The sequence below is a fragment of the Pseudomonas nitroreducens genome (genome assembly GCF_024170165.1).
Taxonomy (GTDB): domain Bacteria; phylum Pseudomonadota; class Gammaproteobacteria; order Pseudomonadales; family Pseudomonadaceae; genus Pseudomonas; species Pseudomonas nitroreducens_C.
The window spans coordinates 305,581-321,795 of record NZ_JALJXP010000005.1; the positions used below are offsets into that span (position 1 = coordinate 305,581).

Here is a 16,215-nt window from a genome sequence, read left to right on the forward strand (position 1 = left end):
CACAACAACGAAGAGAGATGTGCCCATGGCTCGCCCACGCCTGCTCCCCGACAACTTCACCCTGGCGCTGATAGCCACCGTGACCGTTGCCAGCCTGCTGCCTTGCGAAGGCACCGCTGCCGTGATCTTCGGCTGGATCACCAACCTGGGCATCGCGCTGCTGTTTTTCCTCCACGGCGCGAAGCTGTCGCGCCAGGCGATCATCGCCGGCGCCACCCACTGGCGCCTGCACCTGCTGGTGTTCGCCTGCACCTTCATCCTCTTCCCGATCCTCGGCATGGCGCTCAAGCCGGTACTGTCGCCGCTGGTCACCCCGGACCTGTACCTGGGCATGCTCTACCTCTGCGCCCTGCCCGCCACCGTGCAATCGTCCATCGCCTTCACCTCGCTAGCGCGCGGCAACGTGCCCGCCGCGATCTGCAGCGCCTCGGCCTCCAGCCTGATGGGCGTGTTCCTGACTCCGCTGCTGGTGCAGCTGCTGATCGGCGCCCACGGCGACACCGGCATATCGACCCTCGATGCCATCGGCAAGATCACCCTGCAACTGCTGGCGCCCTTCGTTGCAGGCCAGCTGCTGCGCACCTGGATCGGCGCCTGGGTCGAGCGCAACAAGCCGGTACTGAAGTACGTCGACCAGGGCTCGATCCTGCTGGTGGTCTACACCGCCTTCAGCGCCGCCGTGATCCAGGGCCTCTGGCACCAGATCCCGCTGCCCGCGCTGGCCGGCCTGGTGGTCGCCTGTTGCGTGCTGCTGGCCCTGGCGCTGATCGCCACCAACCTGCTCGGCCGCTACCTGGGTTTCTCTCTGGAAGACCGCATCACCATCGTCTTCTGCGGCTCGAAGAAGAGCCTGGCCACCGGCGTGCCCATGGCCTCGGTACTCTTCGCCAGCAGCACAGTCGGCGTGATCCTGCTGCCGCTGATGCTGTTCCACCAGATCCAGCTGATGGTCTGCGCCGTGCTCGCCCAGCGCTACGCACAGCGCGAGGAAGCCGGCCACGCTTCGCTGGAGCGCACGAACTGACTCCGCGCTGCTGGCGAAACTCGCCCACAAAAAAGCCGGTGCATCTGCACCGGCTTTTTATAGTCGTCGCGGCCGTCAGGAGCCGACTGGCGTGCGCATGGTGACAAATTCCTCGGCCGCCGTCGGGTGGATGCCGATGGTTTCATCGAACACCTGCTTGGTCGCCCCGGCCTTCAGCGCAATGGCGATGCCCTGAAGCATCTCCCCGGCATCCGGGCCCACCATGTGGCAGCCCAGCACCTTGTCACTGTCGGCATCGACGATCAGTTTCATCAGGGTCCTTTCCTGACTCTCGGTAAGGGTCAGCTTCATCGGTCGGAAACGGCTCTCGAAGACTTTCACCTTGTGCCCGGCACTGCGCGTTTCGTCTTCGGTCAGGCCAACCGTACCGATATTCGGCAGGCTGAATACCGCCGTGGGGATCAGTTTGTAATCCACCGGGCGATACTCCTGCAGACGGAACAGCTTGCGCGCCAGCGCCATGCCTTCCGCCAGCGCCACGGGGGTCAGCTGCACGCGACCGATCACGTCGCCAATGGCGTGAATAGACGGCTCGCTGGTGCCATAGGCCTCGTCCACTTTCACGTAGCCACGGTCGTCCAGTTCGACGGAGACATTCTCCAGGCCCAGGTTATCCAGCTGCGGGCGACGGCCAGTGGCGTAGAACACGCAGTCCGCTTCCAGCACGCGACCGTCCTTGAGCGTGGCAGCCAAGGAGCCGTCGGCCTGCTTGTCGATACGCGCGATATCGCTGTTGAATTGCAGGTCCAACCCCTTCCTGGCCAGCTCGTCGCGCAGGTGCTCGCGGACGCTGCGATCGAAACCACGCAGGAACAGCTCCTTGCGGTACAGCAGCGAAGTCTGCGCGCCCAGGCCGTGGAAGATGCCAGCGAACTCGACCGCAATGTAACCACCGCCGACTACCAGCACTCGGCGCGGCAGCGACTCGAGGAAGAAGGCTTCGTTGGAGGTGATCGCGTGTTCCTTGCCGGGAATGTCCGGCACCTGCGGCCAACCGCCGGTAGCGATAAGGATGTGCCTGGCGCGGAAGCTCTGCCCGTCGACCTCGACGGTGTGCGCATCCCTGAGCTTGGCGTGTCCTTCCAGCAGCGTGACGCCGCTACTCACCAGCAGGTTGCGGTAGATGCCATTGAGCCGGTGGATTTCGCGGTTCTTGTTGGCGATCAGGGTCTTCCAGTCGAAGTTCGCTTCGCCCAGGGTCCAGCCGAATCCGGCAGCCTGCTCGAAGTCTTCATGGAAGTGCGCCCCGTACACCAGCAGCTTCTTCGGCACGCAACCGACATTGACGCAGGTACCGCCCAGGTAGCGGCTTTCCGCCACGGCGACCTTGGCGCCAAAGCCAGCAGCGAAGCGTGCGGCGCGCACGCCGCCGGAACCCGCACCGATGACGAACAGGTCAAAATCGAAAGACATCATGGTTCTCCGCTTGGATATGTCGGGCAGCATACCTCATGGCGCCTGACCTATCCTGCCAACTGCCGGTCCCGAAGGAGGTATTGCCATGCGCCCGACCCTGACCCACCTGGCCCTGCACGTGCCCGACCTGGAAGCCTGTGTTGCGTTCTACGAGCGATTCTGCGGCATGCGCGTCATTCACGAGCGCGACGGCAAGGGCTCGCGCATTGTCTGGATGGCCGAGCCGGGCAAGGAGCACAGCTTCATTTTCGTCATCATGCCCGGTGGCCAGGAACGCCACCTGGCCAGCGATGACTACAGCCACTTCGGCTTCGCCGTCGATTCCCACGATGAGGTCGACCGCATTGCGATGGATGCCAAAGCCGCAGGCTGCCTGATCTGGGCGCCCCGCGAAGAGCCCTATCCCGTGGGTTACTACTGCGGCTTGCGCGACCCGGCCGGCAACTACGTCGAGTTCAGCTACGGCCAACCGCTGGGGCCGGGATCGGAAGCGATGCCGATTCCACGCTCGATGTAGTGCAAGAAACGAAAAAGCCACCCGGAGGTGGCTTTTTCAAAGAGCGGGAAGGGCCGGAATTACCAGGCCTTGCCAGTCTTGTAGAGGTGCTCGTAGCAGAAGTTGGTCGCCTCGATGTAACCCTCGGCGCTACCGCAGTCGAAACGCTTGCCCTTGAATTTGTAAGCCAGCACGCAACCGTCCTGGGCCTGCTTCATCAGCGCGTCGGTGATCTGGATTTCACCACCCTTGCCCGGCTCGGTCTGCTCGATCAGGTCGAAGATATCCGGCGTCAGGATATAGCGGCCGATGATCGCCAGGTTCGACGGGGCGTCTTCGGGCTTGGGCTTCTCGACCATGGTGTTCACGCGGTAGATGTCGTCGCGGATCATCTCGCCGGCGATCACGCCGTACTTGTTGGTCTCTTCCGGTGGGACTTCCTGGATCGCCACGATGGAGCAGCGGAACTGGTTGTACAGCTTGACCATCTGCTTGAGGACGCTGTCGCCTTCGAGGTTCAGGCACAGGTCGTCCGCCAGCACCACGGCGAAGGGCTCGTCACCGATCAGTGGGCGGCCAGTCAGGATGGCATGCCCCAGGCCTTTCATTTCGACCTGGCGGGTGTAGGAGAAGGTGCATTCGTCGATCAGGCGACGAATACCGACCAGGTACTTTTCCTTGTCGGTATTGCGAATCTGGTGCTCCAGCTCGTAGCTGATATCGAAGTGGTCTTCGAGGGAGCGCTTGCCGCGGCCAGTGACGATACCGATTTCACCGAGACCGGCCTCCAGTGCCTCTTCAACGGCATACTGGATCAGCGGCTTGTTCACCACCGGCAGCATTTCCTTGGGCATGGCCTTGGTGGCCGGGAGGAAGCGGGTACCGTAGCCGGCGGCCGGGAACAGACATTTCTTGATCATGGGAGTCCTTCGAGAGGGACAGGGGTGCGAGTTGCGCGCAGTCTAATCAGGCTGCGCCCGCCTTACAATGCCCCGGATTGCAAGCTGCACGACTCTTGTGAGGACTTGCGAAACCAGCAGCACGCGCATCTGACCATCAAGGCCCTGATTTAGTTCTCGAAGTTACTGGCAAATGGTCAGCATCCTGCTCCGCCCCGCACCAACGCTACGCCCGGGCGCCCGGCGAAACGTCGCTTCCGGTAAGCCGCTGACGCACCACTCCCCATATTGAGAGCTCATCGCCCTCCTCGACTTTCAGCGTCGGATATCCATCGCTCGCCGCCTGTAGCGCGAACGAACCATCGATAATGGCCAGACGACGGATCAGCGCCTCACCGTTGAGCGCCGCCACCACAATCTCACCGGGAGCTGCCAGCTCCGAGCGATCGACCAGCAGCAGGTCGCAGTCGTGAATGCCCGCCTGCGTCATGCCTTCGCCACACGCACGGACTATGTAGGTATGAAGAGCCGCAACGCCGGCCACTCCGCCAAGCTGCACGACATCTCGGACTTCCAGAATGGCTTGCTGCATGACCTTTCTCCGAATACTGTATATGCATACAGATACCAGATACCCGCCGGCCCGACAAGCAATTGAATGGAACCTCCGGGAAGCAATGCCGCTCAACCGAAAGGACAGCGCACCGATGACGGTGGACTACCCTTAGGGAGGGGTGAGGATATCGATATGAATCCAGGCACGTTCGTCACGCTCATGATTTTCGGCTGGGTCCTGCTGGCCTTGGTCACTCTGTGGGCCATCCTGCGGGTTCCCATGCGCCGGGCTCGTTTGCAGAAACCCAGGCAAAAGGCCAAAGCCACCTCGTCGCGGCACCATCCTCTCCCGCACTGAAATCGCCATCGTGCAAAATGCCATGGCATTTACGCGCCGCCTTGCAAGCTGCATGGAAAACGGGACGGTAATAATTTTCAAATTATTGATTTATAAAGATTTTTTGTTTTTAAGAGATTGGTATGCACCCTGCAATGAAAGGGAAGGAACTGCCCATTCTTTGCCGAGGACGACACCATGCCAATCGATCGACTGCCTGCCGCCCAATACCTCTGCCAGGTCTTCTCCGAATTCGATGTGAGCTTCACCTCTCGACCGGACGGCAATCTCATCATGACGTTGAGCAAGGATGCGGGCGAACACATTGCCTGTCGCGTGGTGCGCCGGGAAGAGCAACGTGACGAAGCCCTGCTGACCAGCCTGGTTAGTCGTATTCGTCGCGACCTCGCGACCGAATACGGACCGCTGCAGGAACGCGATGCCGATCACTTCAAGGAAGAAGTTCCGCTGCAGAACTTCTACGAGACCGCCGAGCCACTGCGCCAGCGCCGCATCGTCAAGGCCGGCGCGAAGCTGCGGTCAATTGCCAATATCGGGGCCTGAATAGGTGAGCAATAAAAAACCCGGCCTAGGCCGGGTTTTTTATATGGAGTGCTCGCCTCGATTCGGAGCTGCAATCTGCAGCAAATCGGGAAAGAAGAAGATGGTGCCCGGAGCCGGAATCGAACCGGCACGCCCAAAGGGCGAGAGATTTTAAGTCTCCTGCGTCTACCGATTTCGCCATCCGGGCGGCAGCGCGTTGCAGTATTTCCAGGTGCAAGCCCGGAAAGGGCAGGACTATATACAGCCCCACTCCCCCTGCGCAAGTTGCTGAAACTCGCAATCCCTGCAGCGGGCTAGTAAAGAAAAAGCCCTGTAAATCTTCGATTTACAGGGCTTTTCTATTGGAGGCTGAGGTCGGAATCGAACCGGCGTTCACGGATTTGCAATCCGGTGCATAACCACTCTGCTACTCAGCCATAACACGGATGACTCAAGGCGAATCATCAAAATCTGGAGCGGGAAACGAGACTCGAACTCGCGACCCCGACCTTGGCAAGGTCGTGCTCTACCAACTGAGCTATTCCCGCGTTGTCGTGTTGACGGGCGCCATTCTAACGATTTGGAAATGCCTGTCAACTCCTTGATTCAAAAATACTTATTTCTCTTTCGGGTTGGTATTCAGGTGCGGCCAGGCAGCCACCAGGTAGTGCAGCATCGACCACAGGGTAAGGATGGCAGCAACGATTAGAAGCGAGTAACCCACCAGGACCCAGAAGGTCATCAGTGGCGGATTGGCTAGCAGGATGACCAGCGCCAGCATCTGCGCTGCGGTTTTCCATTTACCCAGGCTGGAAACGGCCACATGCGCCCTCGCCCCGATTTCTGCCATCCACTCGCGCAGCGCGGAAACGACAATCTCGCGACCGATGATGATCGCCGCCGGCAGCGTCAGCCACAGGTTCGCGTGCTCTTCCACCAGCAGCACCAGCGCGGTGGCGACCATCAGCTTGTCCGCCACCGGATCGAGGAACGCGCCGAAGGGCGTGCTCTGCCCCAGTCGCCGCGCCAGGTAACCATCCAGCCAGTCGGTGGCGGCAGCCAGAGCGAACACGGCACTGGCGGCCAGGTGGCTCGCCGGGAACGGAAGATAGAACAGCAGGATGAAGATCGGAATGAGCAGAACGCGGAGCAGTGTAAGCAGGTTCGGGATATTCATCGGGTCGCAAGGTCTTCGAGTTGAGCCGGCATTCTACTCGCTGTGCAGAGCAGCATAAATCTGCTCTGCCAGCTTTTTGCTGATACCGGGGGCTTTGGCGATTTCTTCGATACTGGCTCTGCCCAGTTCCTGCAACCCGCCGAAATGCTTGAGCAGGTCGCGCCGGCGCTTGGGTCCGACGCCAGCGACGTCTTCCAGTGTGGAGGTACGCCGCGCCTTGCCGCGCCGAGCACGGTGCCCGGTAATGGCAAAGCGGTGGGCCTCGTCGCGGATCTGCTGGATAAGGTGCAGCGCAGGCGAATCGGCGGGCAAGGTGAACTCGTGTTCGGCGTCGTTGAGGTACAGGGTTTCCAGGCCGGGCTTGCGGGTTACGCCTTTGGCGACGCCGAGCAGTGTCAGGCCGACTACCGCCAGCTCCTGGAGCACTTCCTGGGCCATGGTCAGTTGTCCCTTGCCGCCGTCCACCAGAAGAATATCGGGCATCTTGCCCTCGCCTTCCTTCAAGCGGCTGAAACGGCGGGTCAGCGCCTGGTGCATGGCGGCGTAATCGTCACCCCCGGTAATGCCTTCGATATTGAAGCGGCGATAGTCCGACTTCAGTGCACCTTCTGGACCAAAGACCACGCAGGACGCGACAGTCGCTTCGCCGCTGGAGTGACTGATGTCGAAACATTCCAGCCGCTGCGGCGGCTCCGGCAAGTCCAGCGCCTCGCCCAGCGCATCGAAGCGTGCGGCCATGTGCTGGCGGTTCGCGAGACGTGCGGCCAGCGCCTGCTCGGCGTTGGTGACCGCCAACTGCTGCCAGCGCGCGCGCGTGCCTCGCACTCGCGGGGTGATTTCCAACAAGCGACCACGGGACTCCTCGATGGCCGATGCCAGGATCGGGAAGTCTTCGTGCCTGGCGTTGACGATCAACTCGTTCGGCAGATCGCGCTCGTGATGACTGAGGTAGTACTGCCCGAGGAAGGCCAGCAGGACGTCGGCTACCTCCTCCTCGATGGCCACCTGCGGGAAGAAGTTCTTGCTGCCCAGCACCCGCCCACCGCGCACGCTGATCAGGTGCACGCAGGCGCCACCCGGATTGACGATCGCCGCCACCACATCGACGTTTCCCGTGCCGAACTCCATGCTCTGCTGGTCCTGCACGCGACGCAGGATCTGCACCTGGTCGCGCAGTTCCGCCGCCTTTTCGAAGTCCAGGCGCATCGCTGCCTGCTCCATGCTGGTGGACAGCTCTTCGGCCAGCACATTGCTGCGCCCTTCGAGGAACATGATCGAGTGGCGCACGTCTTCGGCGTACTCCTCCTCGCTCACCAGCCCCACACAGGGCGCCTTGCAGCGCTTGATCTGGTACTGCAGGCATGGGCGCGTGCGGTTACGGTAGTAGCTGTCTTCGCACTGGCGCACGAAGAAGGCCTTCTGCAGCAGCGCAAGGCTTTCACGAATGGCGCCAGCGCTCGGGTATGGACCGAAGTAACGTCCCTTGGCCTTCTTGGCACCACGGTGGATGGTGAGGCGCGGGAAAGAATCCTCACTCGACAGGAAGACGTAGGGATAAGACTTATCGTCGCGCAGCAGGATGTTGTAAGGCGGCCGCCACTCCTTGATCAGCGTCTGCTCGAGCAGCAACGCCTCGGTCTCGTTGGCGGTGATAGTGGTCTCGACCTGGGCGATCTTCGCCACCAGGGCGGCGGTCTTCGGCGCCAGGCCGGACTTGCGGAAATAACTGGAAAGACGCTTCTTGAGGTCCTTCGCCTTGCCGACGTAGAGCAGCTTGGCCTCTGCGTCGAACATCCGATAAACGCCCGGCCGCCCGCTGCAGGTGGCCAGGAAAGCCGCCGAATCGAATTGTTGCGCCATGATCAGTTGCTGGCGTCGACCATGCCGTGCCGGACAGCCAGCAACGCCAGCTCGACGTCACTGGTGATCGAGAGTTTCTCGAAGATGCGGTAGCGGTAGGTATTCACGGTCTTGGGCGAAAGGCACAGCTTGTCCGAGATGCTCTGCACCTTGTGGCAGTTGGCGATCATCAGCGCGATCTGGATCTCACGCTCGGACAGGGTGTCGAACGGCGATGCATTTCTTTCCGGCTCGAAAGATTTCAACGCAAGGTTCTGGGCGATCTGCGGGCTGATATAGCGCTGGCCGGCAAAGACCTGGCGAATCGCCTGGACCATCTCGTCGAGCGCCGCCCCCTTGGTGAGATAGCCGGCCGCGCCAGCCTGCATCAGGCGAGTCGGAAACGGGTCTTCCTCGCAAACCGTCACTACCACCACGCGCACGTCGGGCTGGCTGCGCAGCAGTTTGCGGGTGGCTTCCAGGCCGCCGATGCCGGGCATCTTCACGTCCATCAGCACAACGTCCGGCTTGAGCTCGCGCGCCAGCTGCAGCCCACGCTCGCCAGAGTCGGCCTGCCCGACGACCTGCAGGCCATCGATATCAGCCAGCATGCGGGTAATTCCGGTGCGCACCAGATCGTGATCATCGACCACCAGCACCTTAATCACACAGCACCCCTTGAGCAGAATGGATTGGCGAGCCCCGAAAAGGGACTCCGAACAATTGTCGAACCTTAACAGAAAGCAGCTCTACGACCTAGCTTGGAAGCGGTTCGCCAAAATGCAAGCGCCAGAGAAATGCAGCGCAGGAGGGATAAATGCTGACAGATGCCTGCCGGCCCGTCTAGGACGGCCGTACCGGGACGCCTCTAACCGGAAGCGTCGACGACAACGATGAGGCAATTGAGAGACAGGCCGACGCGATCAGCCTCCGCCACCTGCGCCGGAATCACATCCACCGCCTGAGTCGGTATCGGCACTGCCGCAATCGCTGGCGTACTCACTGCCGCGGAGCGATTCGCGGCTATCGGCTGCACCAAACGTGCCGATCGAATCGTACTGGGAACTGCCATTCTGATTGACGCCATCGGCGCGACGCGACTTGCGCAAAGCCAGCCAGGCAATAGCGGTAACCGATAGAACAGCACAGACAACCCAAGCTCCCGCCACAGCTCGACTCCCGGTCGATGAACCTCAGGCTTCGACGGCATCCAGCAGGGCCCACGGCTTGTAGCCTGCGGTGCGTGCGGCCTTTTCCGCCTCCAGGATCGCCTCGGTCCGACTCAGCGAACGCGAACGATGCTCGAAGCGAAAGGCGGGCCCATTCGCGCCACGCACACTGAGGACAATCAGATAGCCCCTCATGGGGTTACTGGCTTCCCGAGTGGTTTTCACTTTCTTCGGAGCAACGCCCAGTGCTTCGCGCATCTGCCGCTCGAGATCTTCGACTTGATTCATTCAGGCTATTCCGGAGGGTGGTACTTGAAGTTTAACTGAGCGGATCAACGTCCTACAGAATCATCTATCGGGATGACTGTCTTTTCTGACGCCGTTCAACTTGTGCCATGCATTCGCAATGAACGCGATGCCTAAATGGATGGAATCACCACGCGCCGCGCTGCATCGCCAGAAACGCGAAAGCCCCGCACTGCGGGGCTTTCAACGTTGTAATAGTGGCGGAAGCGTAGAGATTCGAACTCTAGGACAGTTGCCCGTCGACGGTTTTCAAGACCGTTGCCTTAAACCACTCGGCCACGCTTCCACATGAGCGGGCGGCAATATTACCGGATCGCAACACACTGTCAAACTCTGATGATTCAGCACGCTTTTCCCTCTGTTATGATGAGCCCCACTACGGTCATGGATCCGTATCCCGCTTAACAGGAGTGTCTCGACATGCAAGAACGGCAATATCTCGACTCCACAGCCGTGGAGCAGAAAGAGGTCAGCGGCGTCCTGCGCAATACCTATGGCCTGCTGGCCCTGACTCTGGCCTTCAGCGGCCTGGTGGCCTTCGCCTCGCAGCAGATGCGTCTGCCCTACCCCAGCTTCTTCGTGGTGCTGCTGGGCTTCTACGGCCTGTTCTTCCTCACCGTGAAGCTGCGCAACAGCGCCTGGGGCCTGGTCAGCACCTTCGCCCTCACCGGCTTCATGGGCTACACCCTCGGCCCGATCCTGAACATGTACCTGGGCATGGCCAACGGCGCGAGCATCATCTCCTCGGCCTTCTTCATGACCGCCCTGGTGTTCTTCGGCCTGTCCGCCTATGTACTGACCACCCGCAAGGACATGAGCTTCCTGTCCGGCTTCATCACCGCGGGATTCTTCGTGCTGCTGGGCGCCGTCCTGGTTTCGCTGTTCTTCCAGATCAGCGGCCTGCAACTGGCCATCAGCGCCGGCTTCGTGCTGTTCTCCTCGGCGATGATCCTGTTCCAGACCAGTGCGATCATCCACGGCGGTGAGCGCAACTACATCATGGCCACCATCAGCCTGTACGTGTCGATCTACAACCTGTTCATTAGCCTGCTGCAGATCTTCGGCATCATGGGCAGCGACGACTGATCACCACGCCACCCAGGAAAAAGCCCGCTTCGGCGGGCTTTTTTCATTTCCGGCAGGGCAAAAAAGACGCGTTGCCGTATCATTCGGCGATACATCGTTGCAGTCAGTCCGAGCATGAAATTCGTCATCGCCCTCTTCTCTCCGCCGCATTCACCGGCCGCCCGGCGCGCCTTGCGCTTTGCCGAGGCTGCGCTGACCGGCGGCCACGACATCACCCGGCTGTTCTTCTATCAGGACGGCGTGCACAGCGCCTCGGCCAACGCCGTGTCCAGCCAGGACGAGCTGGATGTCGCCGCCGCCTGGACGCGCTTCGTCTCCGACAACCAGCTGGACGGTGTGGTCTGCATTGCCGCCGCGCTGCGCCGGGGCGTGCTCAATCCGGAAGAGGCGAATCGCTACTCGCGGCCTGCCGCCAACCTGCAGGCACCCTGGGATCTCTCCGGCCTCGGCCAGCTGCATGAGGCGGCGCAACTGGCGGACCGCCTGGTCTGTTTCGGAGGCAACTGATGGCCAAGTCCCTGCTGATCATCAGCCGCCAGGCACCCTGGGCCGGCCCTGCCGCCCGCGAGGCGCTGGATATCGCCCTCGCCGGCGGCGCCTTCGACCTGCCGATCTCGATGCTCTTTCTCGATGACGGCGTGTTCCAGCTTGCTCCCGACCAGCGTCCCACAACAGTCGAACAGAAGGACCTGCAGGCCAATCTGCAAGCCCTGCCGCTGTTCGGCGTGGAAGCCCTCTATACCAGCAGCCGCAGCCTTGCCGAACGCGGGCTGGACGGCGCCAGTCTGACGCTCCCCACCCGGGCGCTGGACGATGCCGCCTTGCGCCACCTGCTGCAAACCCACGACCAGGTGATCACGATCTGATGGCTACTCTCCACCTGCTCTCCCACTCCCCGTTCAACGATGGCCGCTTCGACAGCTGCCTGCTTCTCGCTGGAGCCGAAGATGGCATCCTGCTGACCGGCGATGCGGCTTACGCGCTGCAGCCAAACAGCAAGCCCGCGCAGGACCTGCTGGCACTGCCCGGCAGCAACGCGCTGTTCGCCCTGCAGGAAGATCTGCAAGCCCGAGGGCTGGACGATATCCCTGCCCGCGTCGTCGCCGTGGACTACCCCGGCTTCGTCGAACTCTGTACCCGCTTCGACAAGGTGAACGCCTGGCTATGAGCACCCTACTGGTCAACGGCCAGGCCTTGCCGCTGGACAAGGACGGCTACCTGGTCGACCTCAACGACTGGAGCGACGCCGCCGCCGAGGCCCTGGCATCCAACGAGGGCATCCACCTGACCCCCGAGCACTGGGAAATCCTCCTGCTGCTGCGCGAGTTCTACGGCGAGTTCCAGCTCTCGCCGGCCAACCGCCCGCTGATCAAGTACGCCGCCCAGAAACTGGGCGCGGAAAAGGGCAGCAGCCTGCACCTCAACCTCCTGTTCAAGGGCACACCGGCCAAGCTTGCCGCCAAGCTCGCCGGCCTGCCGAAGCCGACCAATTGCCTATGACCGCTTCCCCGCTCGTCCTGCAGACACCCGCCGAACACCCCTTTGCCCAATTCGTCCGCATTCTCGGCAAAGGCAAGCGCGGCGCGCGCGGCCTGACCCGCGAGGAAGCCCGCGAAGCCCTCGGCATGATCCTCGACGACAAGGTCGAGGAGGCGCAGCTGGGTGCCTTCCTGATGTTGCTGCGGCACAAGGAAGAAAGCGCCGAGGAACTCGCCGGCTTTACCGAGGCCGTACGCTCCCGCCTACAGGCACCGAAGATCGCCGTGGACCTCGACTGGCCCAGCTACGCCGGCAAGAAGCGTCACCTGCCCTGGTACCTGCTGGCCGCCAAGTGCCTGGGTGGCAGCGGCACCCGCATCCTCCTGCATGGCGGCGGCGCGCATACTGCTGGTCGGGTCTACAGCGAACAGCTGCTCGAGCAGCTTGGCCTGCCACTGTGTCGCGACTGGAACTCGGTCAGCGAGGCACTGGACGCCAAAGGTATCGCCTTCGCCCCGCTGGTCGACTGGATGCCACGCCTGCAGCGCATGATCGACCTGCGCAACACCCTCGGCCTGCGCTCCCCCATGCACTCGGCCGTGCGCCTGCTCAACCCACTGGGCGCCACCTGCGTCCTGCAGAGCATCTTCCACCCTGGCTATCAGGAAGTGCACCGCGAGGGCAGCCGCCTGCTCGGCGACTACGCCATCGTCATCAAGGGCGAAGGCGGCGAGATCGAGATGAACCCCGACGCCACCTCTCACCTCTATGGTTGCCGCGACGGCGGAGCCTGGGACGAAGAGTGGCCGGCACTGTCGCCACTGCGCCACGTCAAGCCGGAAACCCTGGACCCGGCACACCTGGTCGCCTTCTGGCGGGGTGAAGCCGAGGACGCTTACGGCGAACTGGCCGTCCGCGCCACCATGGCACTCGCCCTGCGCGCCTTGGGAATGCAGCGCGACGAAGCCTTCGCGGAAGCCGATAGACGCTGGGCTGCGCGGAATAAATCGATTTAATCGATATTTGGAATCCTGTTTTTGCGCTAAACAATCGAGCCACAGCCGATAGACTGGTCCCATCTCCCCCGTTTTCTGGAGCAATGAGATGGGACAGTTGATCGATGGCCGCTGGCATGACCAGTGGTATGACACCAGCAAGGACGGTCGTTTCCAGCGCGAGAACGCGCAGCGCCGCAACTGGGTTACTGCCGACGGCCAGCCCGGCCCCACCGGCGAGGGCGGCTTCCGCGCCGAAGCCGGCCGCTACCACCTCTACGTCTCACTGGCCTGCCCCTGGGCCCACCGCACGTTGATCTACCGCCAACTCAAGGGCCTCGAGTCGCTGATCGACGTATCGGTAGTCAGCTGGCTGATGCTGGAAAACGGCTGGACCTTCGACAAGGCACTTGGCTCCACCGGCGACAAGCTCGATGGCCTGACCTTCCTTCACCAGCGCTATACCAAAGACGATGCGAACTACACCGGCCGCGTGACCGTGCCGGTACTGTGGGACAAGCACGAGCAACGCATCGTCAGCAACGAATCGGCGGAGATCATCCGCATGTTCAACAGTGCCTTCGACGGCATCACCGGCAACTCGCTGGATCTCTACCCGGAACCGCTGCGCGCGCAGATCGACGAGCTGAACGAGCGCATCTACCCGGCCGTGAACAACGGTGTCTACCGCGCCGGCTTCGCCACGACGCAGGACGCCTACGAAGAAGCCTTCAAGACCCTGTTCAACGAGTTGGATTGGCTGGAACAGCGCCTGGGCCAGCAGCGCTACCTGGCCGGTGAATACCTGACCGAAGCCGACGTGCGCCTGTTCACCACACTGATCCGCTTCGACGCGGTCTACCACGGCCACTTCAAGTGCAACCTGCGCCGCCTGGCGGACTACCCGAACCTGTCCGGCTGGCTGCGCGAGCTGTATCAGCTTGAGGGCGTTGCCGGCACGGTGGACTTCCAGCACATCAAGAACCACTACTACGCCAGCCACCGCACCATCAACCCGACCGGCGTCGTGCCGCTCGGCCCGCAGCAGGACTTCACCGGGCCGCACGGGCGGGACCATCTGCCGGGCAACGGGATTGCGCGCAAGGACTGACTGGATGCTACCGATTCTGCAGGAGTGTCGAGTCAGATCGGCTTGTCGATACCGTCGTAGACCTTCTGCAACGCATCCAGGCGTTCCTGGTAGCGCTGCCTGAGGCAGGCCTTGTTGGCGCCGCAGGCGCGGCGCTGTTCCAGCCAGGCCAGCTGGGAGTCGCCCAGATTGCCGCGCATGCCCATGGCGAACAGACCGCGCAGCAGGCGGTAGGTGGTCGCCACCTGCACATCCATCTCGGACAGCTGACGATCCGCGCAGATGGCTTTCTCATCGGCCTGCCTGGCCTTCTTGCAGTCGAAGCTGGCCGCCGAGGCGGGCAAGGCGAAGCACCCCAGGGCGCAGGCGCCCCCCAGAATTGCAACGCGCAGGGCTTTCACTGCTGCCCCTCGAACCACGCCAGCTTTTCGCGCAGTTGCACCACTTCCCCGACAATCACCAGGGTCGGCGCATGTACTTCGTGCTCGGCCACCAGCTCCGGCAGGTTGGCCAGGGTGCCGGTGAACACGCGTTGATGCACCGTGGTGCCCTGCTGGACCAGCGCGGCAGGCGTATCGGCGGAACGGCCGTGACGCACCAGTTGCTCGCAGATGACCGGCAGGCCGACCAGACCCATGTAGAACACCAGGGTCTGCCCGGGGGCGACCAGATCGTTCCACGGCAGGTCGGTACTGCCATCCTTCAGATGACCGGTGACGAAACGCACGGACTGTGCGTAATCACGATGGGTCAGCGGAATACCGGCGTAGGCTGCGCAGCCGCTGGCCGCAGTGATACCGGGCACCACCTGGAACGGGATGTCATTGGCAGCCAGTTCGTCGATTTCCTCGCCACCGCGTCCGAAGATGAACGGGTCGCCGCCCTTCAAACGCAGGACGCGCTTGCCCTGTCGGGCCAGTTCGACCAGCTTGCGATTGATCTCGTCCTGCGGCACGGCGTGGTCCGCTCGGCGCTTGCCGACGTAGAGCCGATCCGCATCGCGGCGGCACAGCTCGAGGATGGCCGGCGCAACGAGGCGGTCGTAAAGCACCACATCGGCCTGCTGCATCAGACGCAGGGCGCGGAAGGTCAGCAGGTCGGGATCACCCGGACCGGCACCGACCAGATAGACCTCACCACGGGACTCAGCCTGGGGCGATTCCAGCTTGCCGACCAACAGTCGCTCGGCTTCGCTCGGCTGACCGGCGAGCATGCGCTCGGCGACCGGGCCCTGGAACACGTCTTCCCAGAACTTGCGGCGCTGCTGCAGGTCCGGCAGGCGCTGCTTCACGCTCTCGCGGAAGCGGCTGGCGAGGCCGGCCAGCTGGCCGTAGGTCGCGGGAATCCAGGTTTCCAGCTTGGCGCGCAGCAAACGGGCCAGCACCGGTGCATCGCCACCGCTGGAAACCGCCACCACCAGTGGCGAACGATCGACGATGGCCGGGAAGATCACGCTGCACAGCGCCGGCGCATCGACCACGTTGACCGGCACGCCGCGTTCGTTGGCGTCGCAGGAAACCTGGGCATTGAGCGGCTCGTCATCCGTGGCAGCGATGACCAGCACACAATCCTGCAGATCACCCTGGGCGTAGGGACGCAGCAGCAATTCACCTGCCCCCTCCTCGACCAGCTCGCGCAGTTCGGAATGCACCTCCGGAGCCACGACGCGCAGCACCGCGCCGGCATCGCTCAACAGGCGCGCCTTGCGCAGTGCGACATCACCGCCGCCGACCAGCAGCGCGCGACGTCCGCGCAGGATGTGGAACAGCGGCAGGAAGTCCAT

General features: G+C 62.5%; 19 protein-coding genes and 4 tRNA genes. 10 read left to right on the forward strand and 13 right to left on the reverse strand.

All coding sequences use genetic code 11. From position 1 onward, the window contains the following. Window positions 1-25: 25 nt before the first annotated feature. Window positions 26-1,024, forward strand: coding sequence for a bile acid:sodium symporter family protein (locus J2T47_RS12735; protein WP_253447041.1), 999 nt, complete (start codon window positions 26-28; stop codon window positions 1,022-1,024). A 75-nt stretch (window positions 1,025-1,099) separates the two neighbouring features. On the opposite strand, the gene gorA is transcribed toward J2T47_RS12735, so the two are convergent. Continuing rightward, window positions 1,100-2,458, reverse strand: coding sequence for a glutathione-disulfide reductase (gorA, locus tag J2T47_RS12740; protein ID WP_253447044.1), 1,359 nt, complete (start codon window positions 2,456-2,458; stop codon window positions 1,100-1,102). A gap of 88 nt (window positions 2,459-2,546) precedes the next feature. Here gorA and J2T47_RS12745 point away from each other — a divergent pair, with 88 nt between their 5' ends. Continuing rightward, window positions 2,547-2,978: a VOC family protein gene (locus J2T47_RS12745; RefSeq protein WP_253447047.1), complete on the forward strand. Its 432-nt coding sequence runs from the start codon at window positions 2,547-2,549 to the stop codon at window positions 2,976-2,978. A 59-nt stretch (window positions 2,979-3,037) separates the two neighbouring features. Here the strand turns inward: J2T47_RS12745 and galU are convergent, their stop codons facing one another. Beyond that, window positions 3,038-3,877 carry a UTP--glucose-1-phosphate uridylyltransferase GalU gene (gene galU, locus J2T47_RS12750; RefSeq protein ID WP_024767166.1) on the reverse strand — a complete coding sequence of 280 codons (840 nt, stop codon included), beginning with the start codon at window positions 3,875-3,877 and terminating at the stop codon, window positions 3,038-3,040. A gap of 205 nt (window positions 3,878-4,082) precedes the next feature. Continuing rightward, a complete protein-coding gene (locus tag J2T47_RS12755; RefSeq protein WP_253447050.1) occupies window positions 4,083-4,448 on the reverse strand; it encodes a LexA family protein in 366 nt (121 codons plus the stop codon). 498 nt (window positions 4,449-4,946) lie between these two features. Here J2T47_RS12755 and J2T47_RS12760 point away from each other — a divergent pair, with 498 nt between their 5' ends. Next, the gene (locus tag J2T47_RS12760) at window positions 4,947-5,312 is read left to right on the forward strand and encodes a DUF3509 domain-containing protein (RefSeq protein ID WP_253447054.1); all 366 of its coding nucleotides are present in this window, start codon (window positions 4,947-4,949) and stop codon (window positions 5,310-5,312) included. A 101-nt stretch (window positions 5,313-5,413) separates the two neighbouring features. Here J2T47_RS12760 and J2T47_RS12765 read toward each other — a convergent pair. The 8 genes from J2T47_RS12765 to J2T47_RS12800 form a co-directional block, all read right to left on the reverse strand. Then, window positions 5,414-5,499: transfer RNA gene (locus J2T47_RS12765), tRNA-Leu, on the reverse strand. A gap of 155 nt (window positions 5,500-5,654) precedes the next feature. Then, window positions 5,655-5,728, reverse strand: a tRNA-Cys gene (locus J2T47_RS12770). Window positions 5,729-5,763: 35 nt separating this feature from the next. Next, window positions 5,764-5,839: transfer RNA gene (locus tag J2T47_RS12775), tRNA-Gly, on the reverse strand. Window positions 5,840-5,907: 68 nt separating this feature from the next. After that, complete coding sequence (gene pgsA / locus J2T47_RS12780; RefSeq protein WP_253447057.1) at window positions 5,908-6,468, reverse strand: CDP-diacylglycerol--glycerol-3-phosphate 3-phosphatidyltransferase; 561 nt, start codon at window positions 6,466-6,468, stop codon at window positions 5,908-5,910. 33 nt (window positions 6,469-6,501) lie between these two features. After that, the gene (uvrC, locus tag J2T47_RS12785; protein ID WP_253447060.1) at window positions 6,502-8,328 is read right to left on the reverse strand and encodes an excinuclease ABC subunit UvrC; all 1,827 of its coding nucleotides are present in this window, start codon (window positions 8,326-8,328) and stop codon (window positions 6,502-6,504) included. A gap of 2 nt (window positions 8,329-8,330) precedes the next feature. Beyond that, window positions 8,331-8,975 (reverse strand): response regulator transcription factor GacA, encoded by a 645-nt coding sequence (gene gacA, locus J2T47_RS12790; RefSeq protein ID WP_017517075.1) that lies wholly within the window; start codon window positions 8,973-8,975, stop codon window positions 8,331-8,333. Between the two features lie 525 nt (window positions 8,976-9,500). After that, complete coding sequence (locus tag J2T47_RS12795; RefSeq protein ID WP_253447063.1) at window positions 9,501-9,764, reverse strand: hypothetical protein; 264 nt, start codon at window positions 9,762-9,764, stop codon at window positions 9,501-9,503. Window positions 9,765-9,980: 216 nt separating this feature from the next. Further along, a tRNA-Ser gene (locus tag J2T47_RS12800) sits at window positions 9,981-10,068 on the reverse strand. Window positions 10,069-10,202: 134 nt separating this feature from the next. Between J2T47_RS12800 and J2T47_RS12805 the strand changes: the two genes are divergently transcribed. The 7 genes from J2T47_RS12805 (at window position 10,203) to J2T47_RS12835 (ending at window position 14,453) form a co-directional block, all read left to right on the forward strand. Next, window positions 10,203-10,868: a Bax inhibitor-1/YccA family protein gene (locus J2T47_RS12805; RefSeq protein WP_024765156.1), complete on the forward strand. Its 666-nt coding sequence runs from the start codon at window positions 10,203-10,205 to the stop codon at window positions 10,866-10,868. A 114-nt stretch (window positions 10,869-10,982) separates the two neighbouring features. Next, a complete protein-coding gene (tusD, locus tag J2T47_RS12810) occupies window positions 10,983-11,375 on the forward strand; it encodes a sulfurtransferase complex subunit TusD (protein WP_253447066.1) in 393 nt (130 codons plus the stop codon). Then, window positions 11,375-11,734, forward strand: coding sequence for a sulfurtransferase complex subunit TusC (gene tusC, locus J2T47_RS12815; protein WP_253447069.1), 360 nt, complete (start codon window positions 11,375-11,377; stop codon window positions 11,732-11,734). The genes tusD and tusC overlap by 1 nt, the downstream gene beginning before the upstream one ends. After that, window positions 11,734-12,036, forward strand: a complete 303-nt coding sequence (gene tusB, locus J2T47_RS12820) for a sulfurtransferase complex subunit TusB (protein ID WP_253447072.1) — start codon at window positions 11,734-11,736, stop codon at window positions 12,034-12,036. The genes tusC and tusB overlap by 1 nt, the downstream gene beginning before the upstream one ends. Continuing rightward, window positions 12,033-12,368, forward strand: a complete 336-nt coding sequence (locus tag J2T47_RS12825; RefSeq protein WP_253447075.1) for a TusE/DsrC/DsvC family sulfur relay protein — start codon at window positions 12,033-12,035, stop codon at window positions 12,366-12,368. Before tusB ends, J2T47_RS12825 begins: the two co-directional genes overlap by 4 nt. Continuing rightward, entirely contained in the window at window positions 12,365-13,363 is a 999-nt protein-coding gene (locus tag J2T47_RS12830; protein ID WP_253447078.1) for a glycosyl transferase family protein, read from the forward strand. The genes J2T47_RS12825 and J2T47_RS12830 overlap by 4 nt, the downstream gene beginning before the upstream one ends. 88 nt (window positions 13,364-13,451) lie before the next feature. Beyond that, on the forward strand, window positions 13,452-14,453 hold the full coding sequence (locus J2T47_RS12835) for a glutathione S-transferase family protein (RefSeq protein ID WP_253447081.1): 1,002 nt from the start codon (window positions 13,452-13,454) through the stop codon (window positions 14,451-14,453). 32 nt (window positions 14,454-14,485) lie between these two features. Here J2T47_RS12835 and J2T47_RS12840 read toward each other — a convergent pair whose 3' ends face one another. After that, entirely contained in the window at window positions 14,486-14,824 is a 339-nt protein-coding gene (locus tag J2T47_RS12840; protein WP_253447326.1) for a lysozyme inhibitor LprI family protein, read from the reverse strand. 5 nt (window positions 14,825-14,829) lie between these two features. Then, the gene (gene cysG / locus J2T47_RS12845; protein WP_253447084.1) at window positions 14,830-16,215 is read right to left on the reverse strand and encodes a siroheme synthase CysG; all 1,386 of its coding nucleotides are present in this window, start codon (window positions 16,213-16,215) and stop codon (window positions 14,830-14,832) included.

Excerpts from the sequence above, each read along its gene's own strand:
- J2T47_RS12735 (WP_253447041.1), top strand. The coding sequence starts at position 26 with ATGGCTCGCCCACGCCTGCTCCCCGACAACTTCACCCTGGCGCTGATA.
- gorA (WP_253447044.1), bottom strand. The coding sequence starts at position 2,458 with ATGTCTTTCGATTTTGACCTGTTCGTCATCGGTGCGGGTTCCGGCGGC.
- J2T47_RS12745 (WP_253447047.1), top strand. The coding sequence starts at position 2,547 with ATGCGCCCGACCCTGACCCACCTGGCCCTGCACGTGCCCGACCTGGAA.
- galU (WP_024767166.1), bottom strand. The coding sequence starts at position 3,877 with ATGATCAAGAAATGTCTGTTCCCGGCCGCCGGCTACGGTACCCGCTTC.
- J2T47_RS12755 (WP_253447050.1), bottom strand. The coding sequence starts at position 4,448 with ATGCAGCAAGCCATTCTGGAAGTCCGAGATGTCGTGCAGCTTGGCGGA.
- J2T47_RS12760 (WP_253447054.1), top strand. The coding sequence starts at position 4,947 with ATGCCAATCGATCGACTGCCTGCCGCCCAATACCTCTGCCAGGTCTTC.
- pgsA (WP_253447057.1), bottom strand. The coding sequence starts at position 6,468 with ATGAATATCCCGAACCTGCTTACACTGCTCCGCGTTCTGCTCATTCCG.
- uvrC (WP_253447060.1), bottom strand. The coding sequence starts at position 8,328 with ATGGCGCAACAATTCGATTCGGCGGCTTTCCTGGCCACCTGCAGCGGG.
- J2T47_RS12795 (WP_253447063.1), bottom strand. The coding sequence starts at position 9,764 with ATGAATCAAGTCGAAGATCTCGAGCGGCAGATGCGCGAAGCACTGGGC.
- J2T47_RS12805 (WP_024765156.1), top strand. The coding sequence starts at position 10,203 with ATGCAAGAACGGCAATATCTCGACTCCACAGCCGTGGAGCAGAAAGAG.
- tusD (WP_253447066.1), top strand. The coding sequence starts at position 10,983 with ATGAAATTCGTCATCGCCCTCTTCTCTCCGCCGCATTCACCGGCCGCC.
- tusC (WP_253447069.1), top strand. The coding sequence starts at position 11,375 with ATGGCCAAGTCCCTGCTGATCATCAGCCGCCAGGCACCCTGGGCCGGC.
- tusB (WP_253447072.1), top strand. The coding sequence starts at position 11,734 with ATGGCTACTCTCCACCTGCTCTCCCACTCCCCGTTCAACGATGGCCGC.
- J2T47_RS12825 (WP_253447075.1), top strand. The coding sequence starts at position 12,033 with ATGAGCACCCTACTGGTCAACGGCCAGGCCTTGCCGCTGGACAAGGAC.
- J2T47_RS12830 (WP_253447078.1), top strand. The coding sequence starts at position 12,365 with ATGACCGCTTCCCCGCTCGTCCTGCAGACACCCGCCGAACACCCCTTT.
- J2T47_RS12835 (WP_253447081.1), top strand. The coding sequence starts at position 13,452 with ATGGGACAGTTGATCGATGGCCGCTGGCATGACCAGTGGTATGACACC.
- cysG (WP_253447084.1), bottom strand. The coding sequence starts at position 16,215 with ATGGACTTCCTGCCGCTGTTCCACATCCTGCGCGGACGTCGCGCGCTG.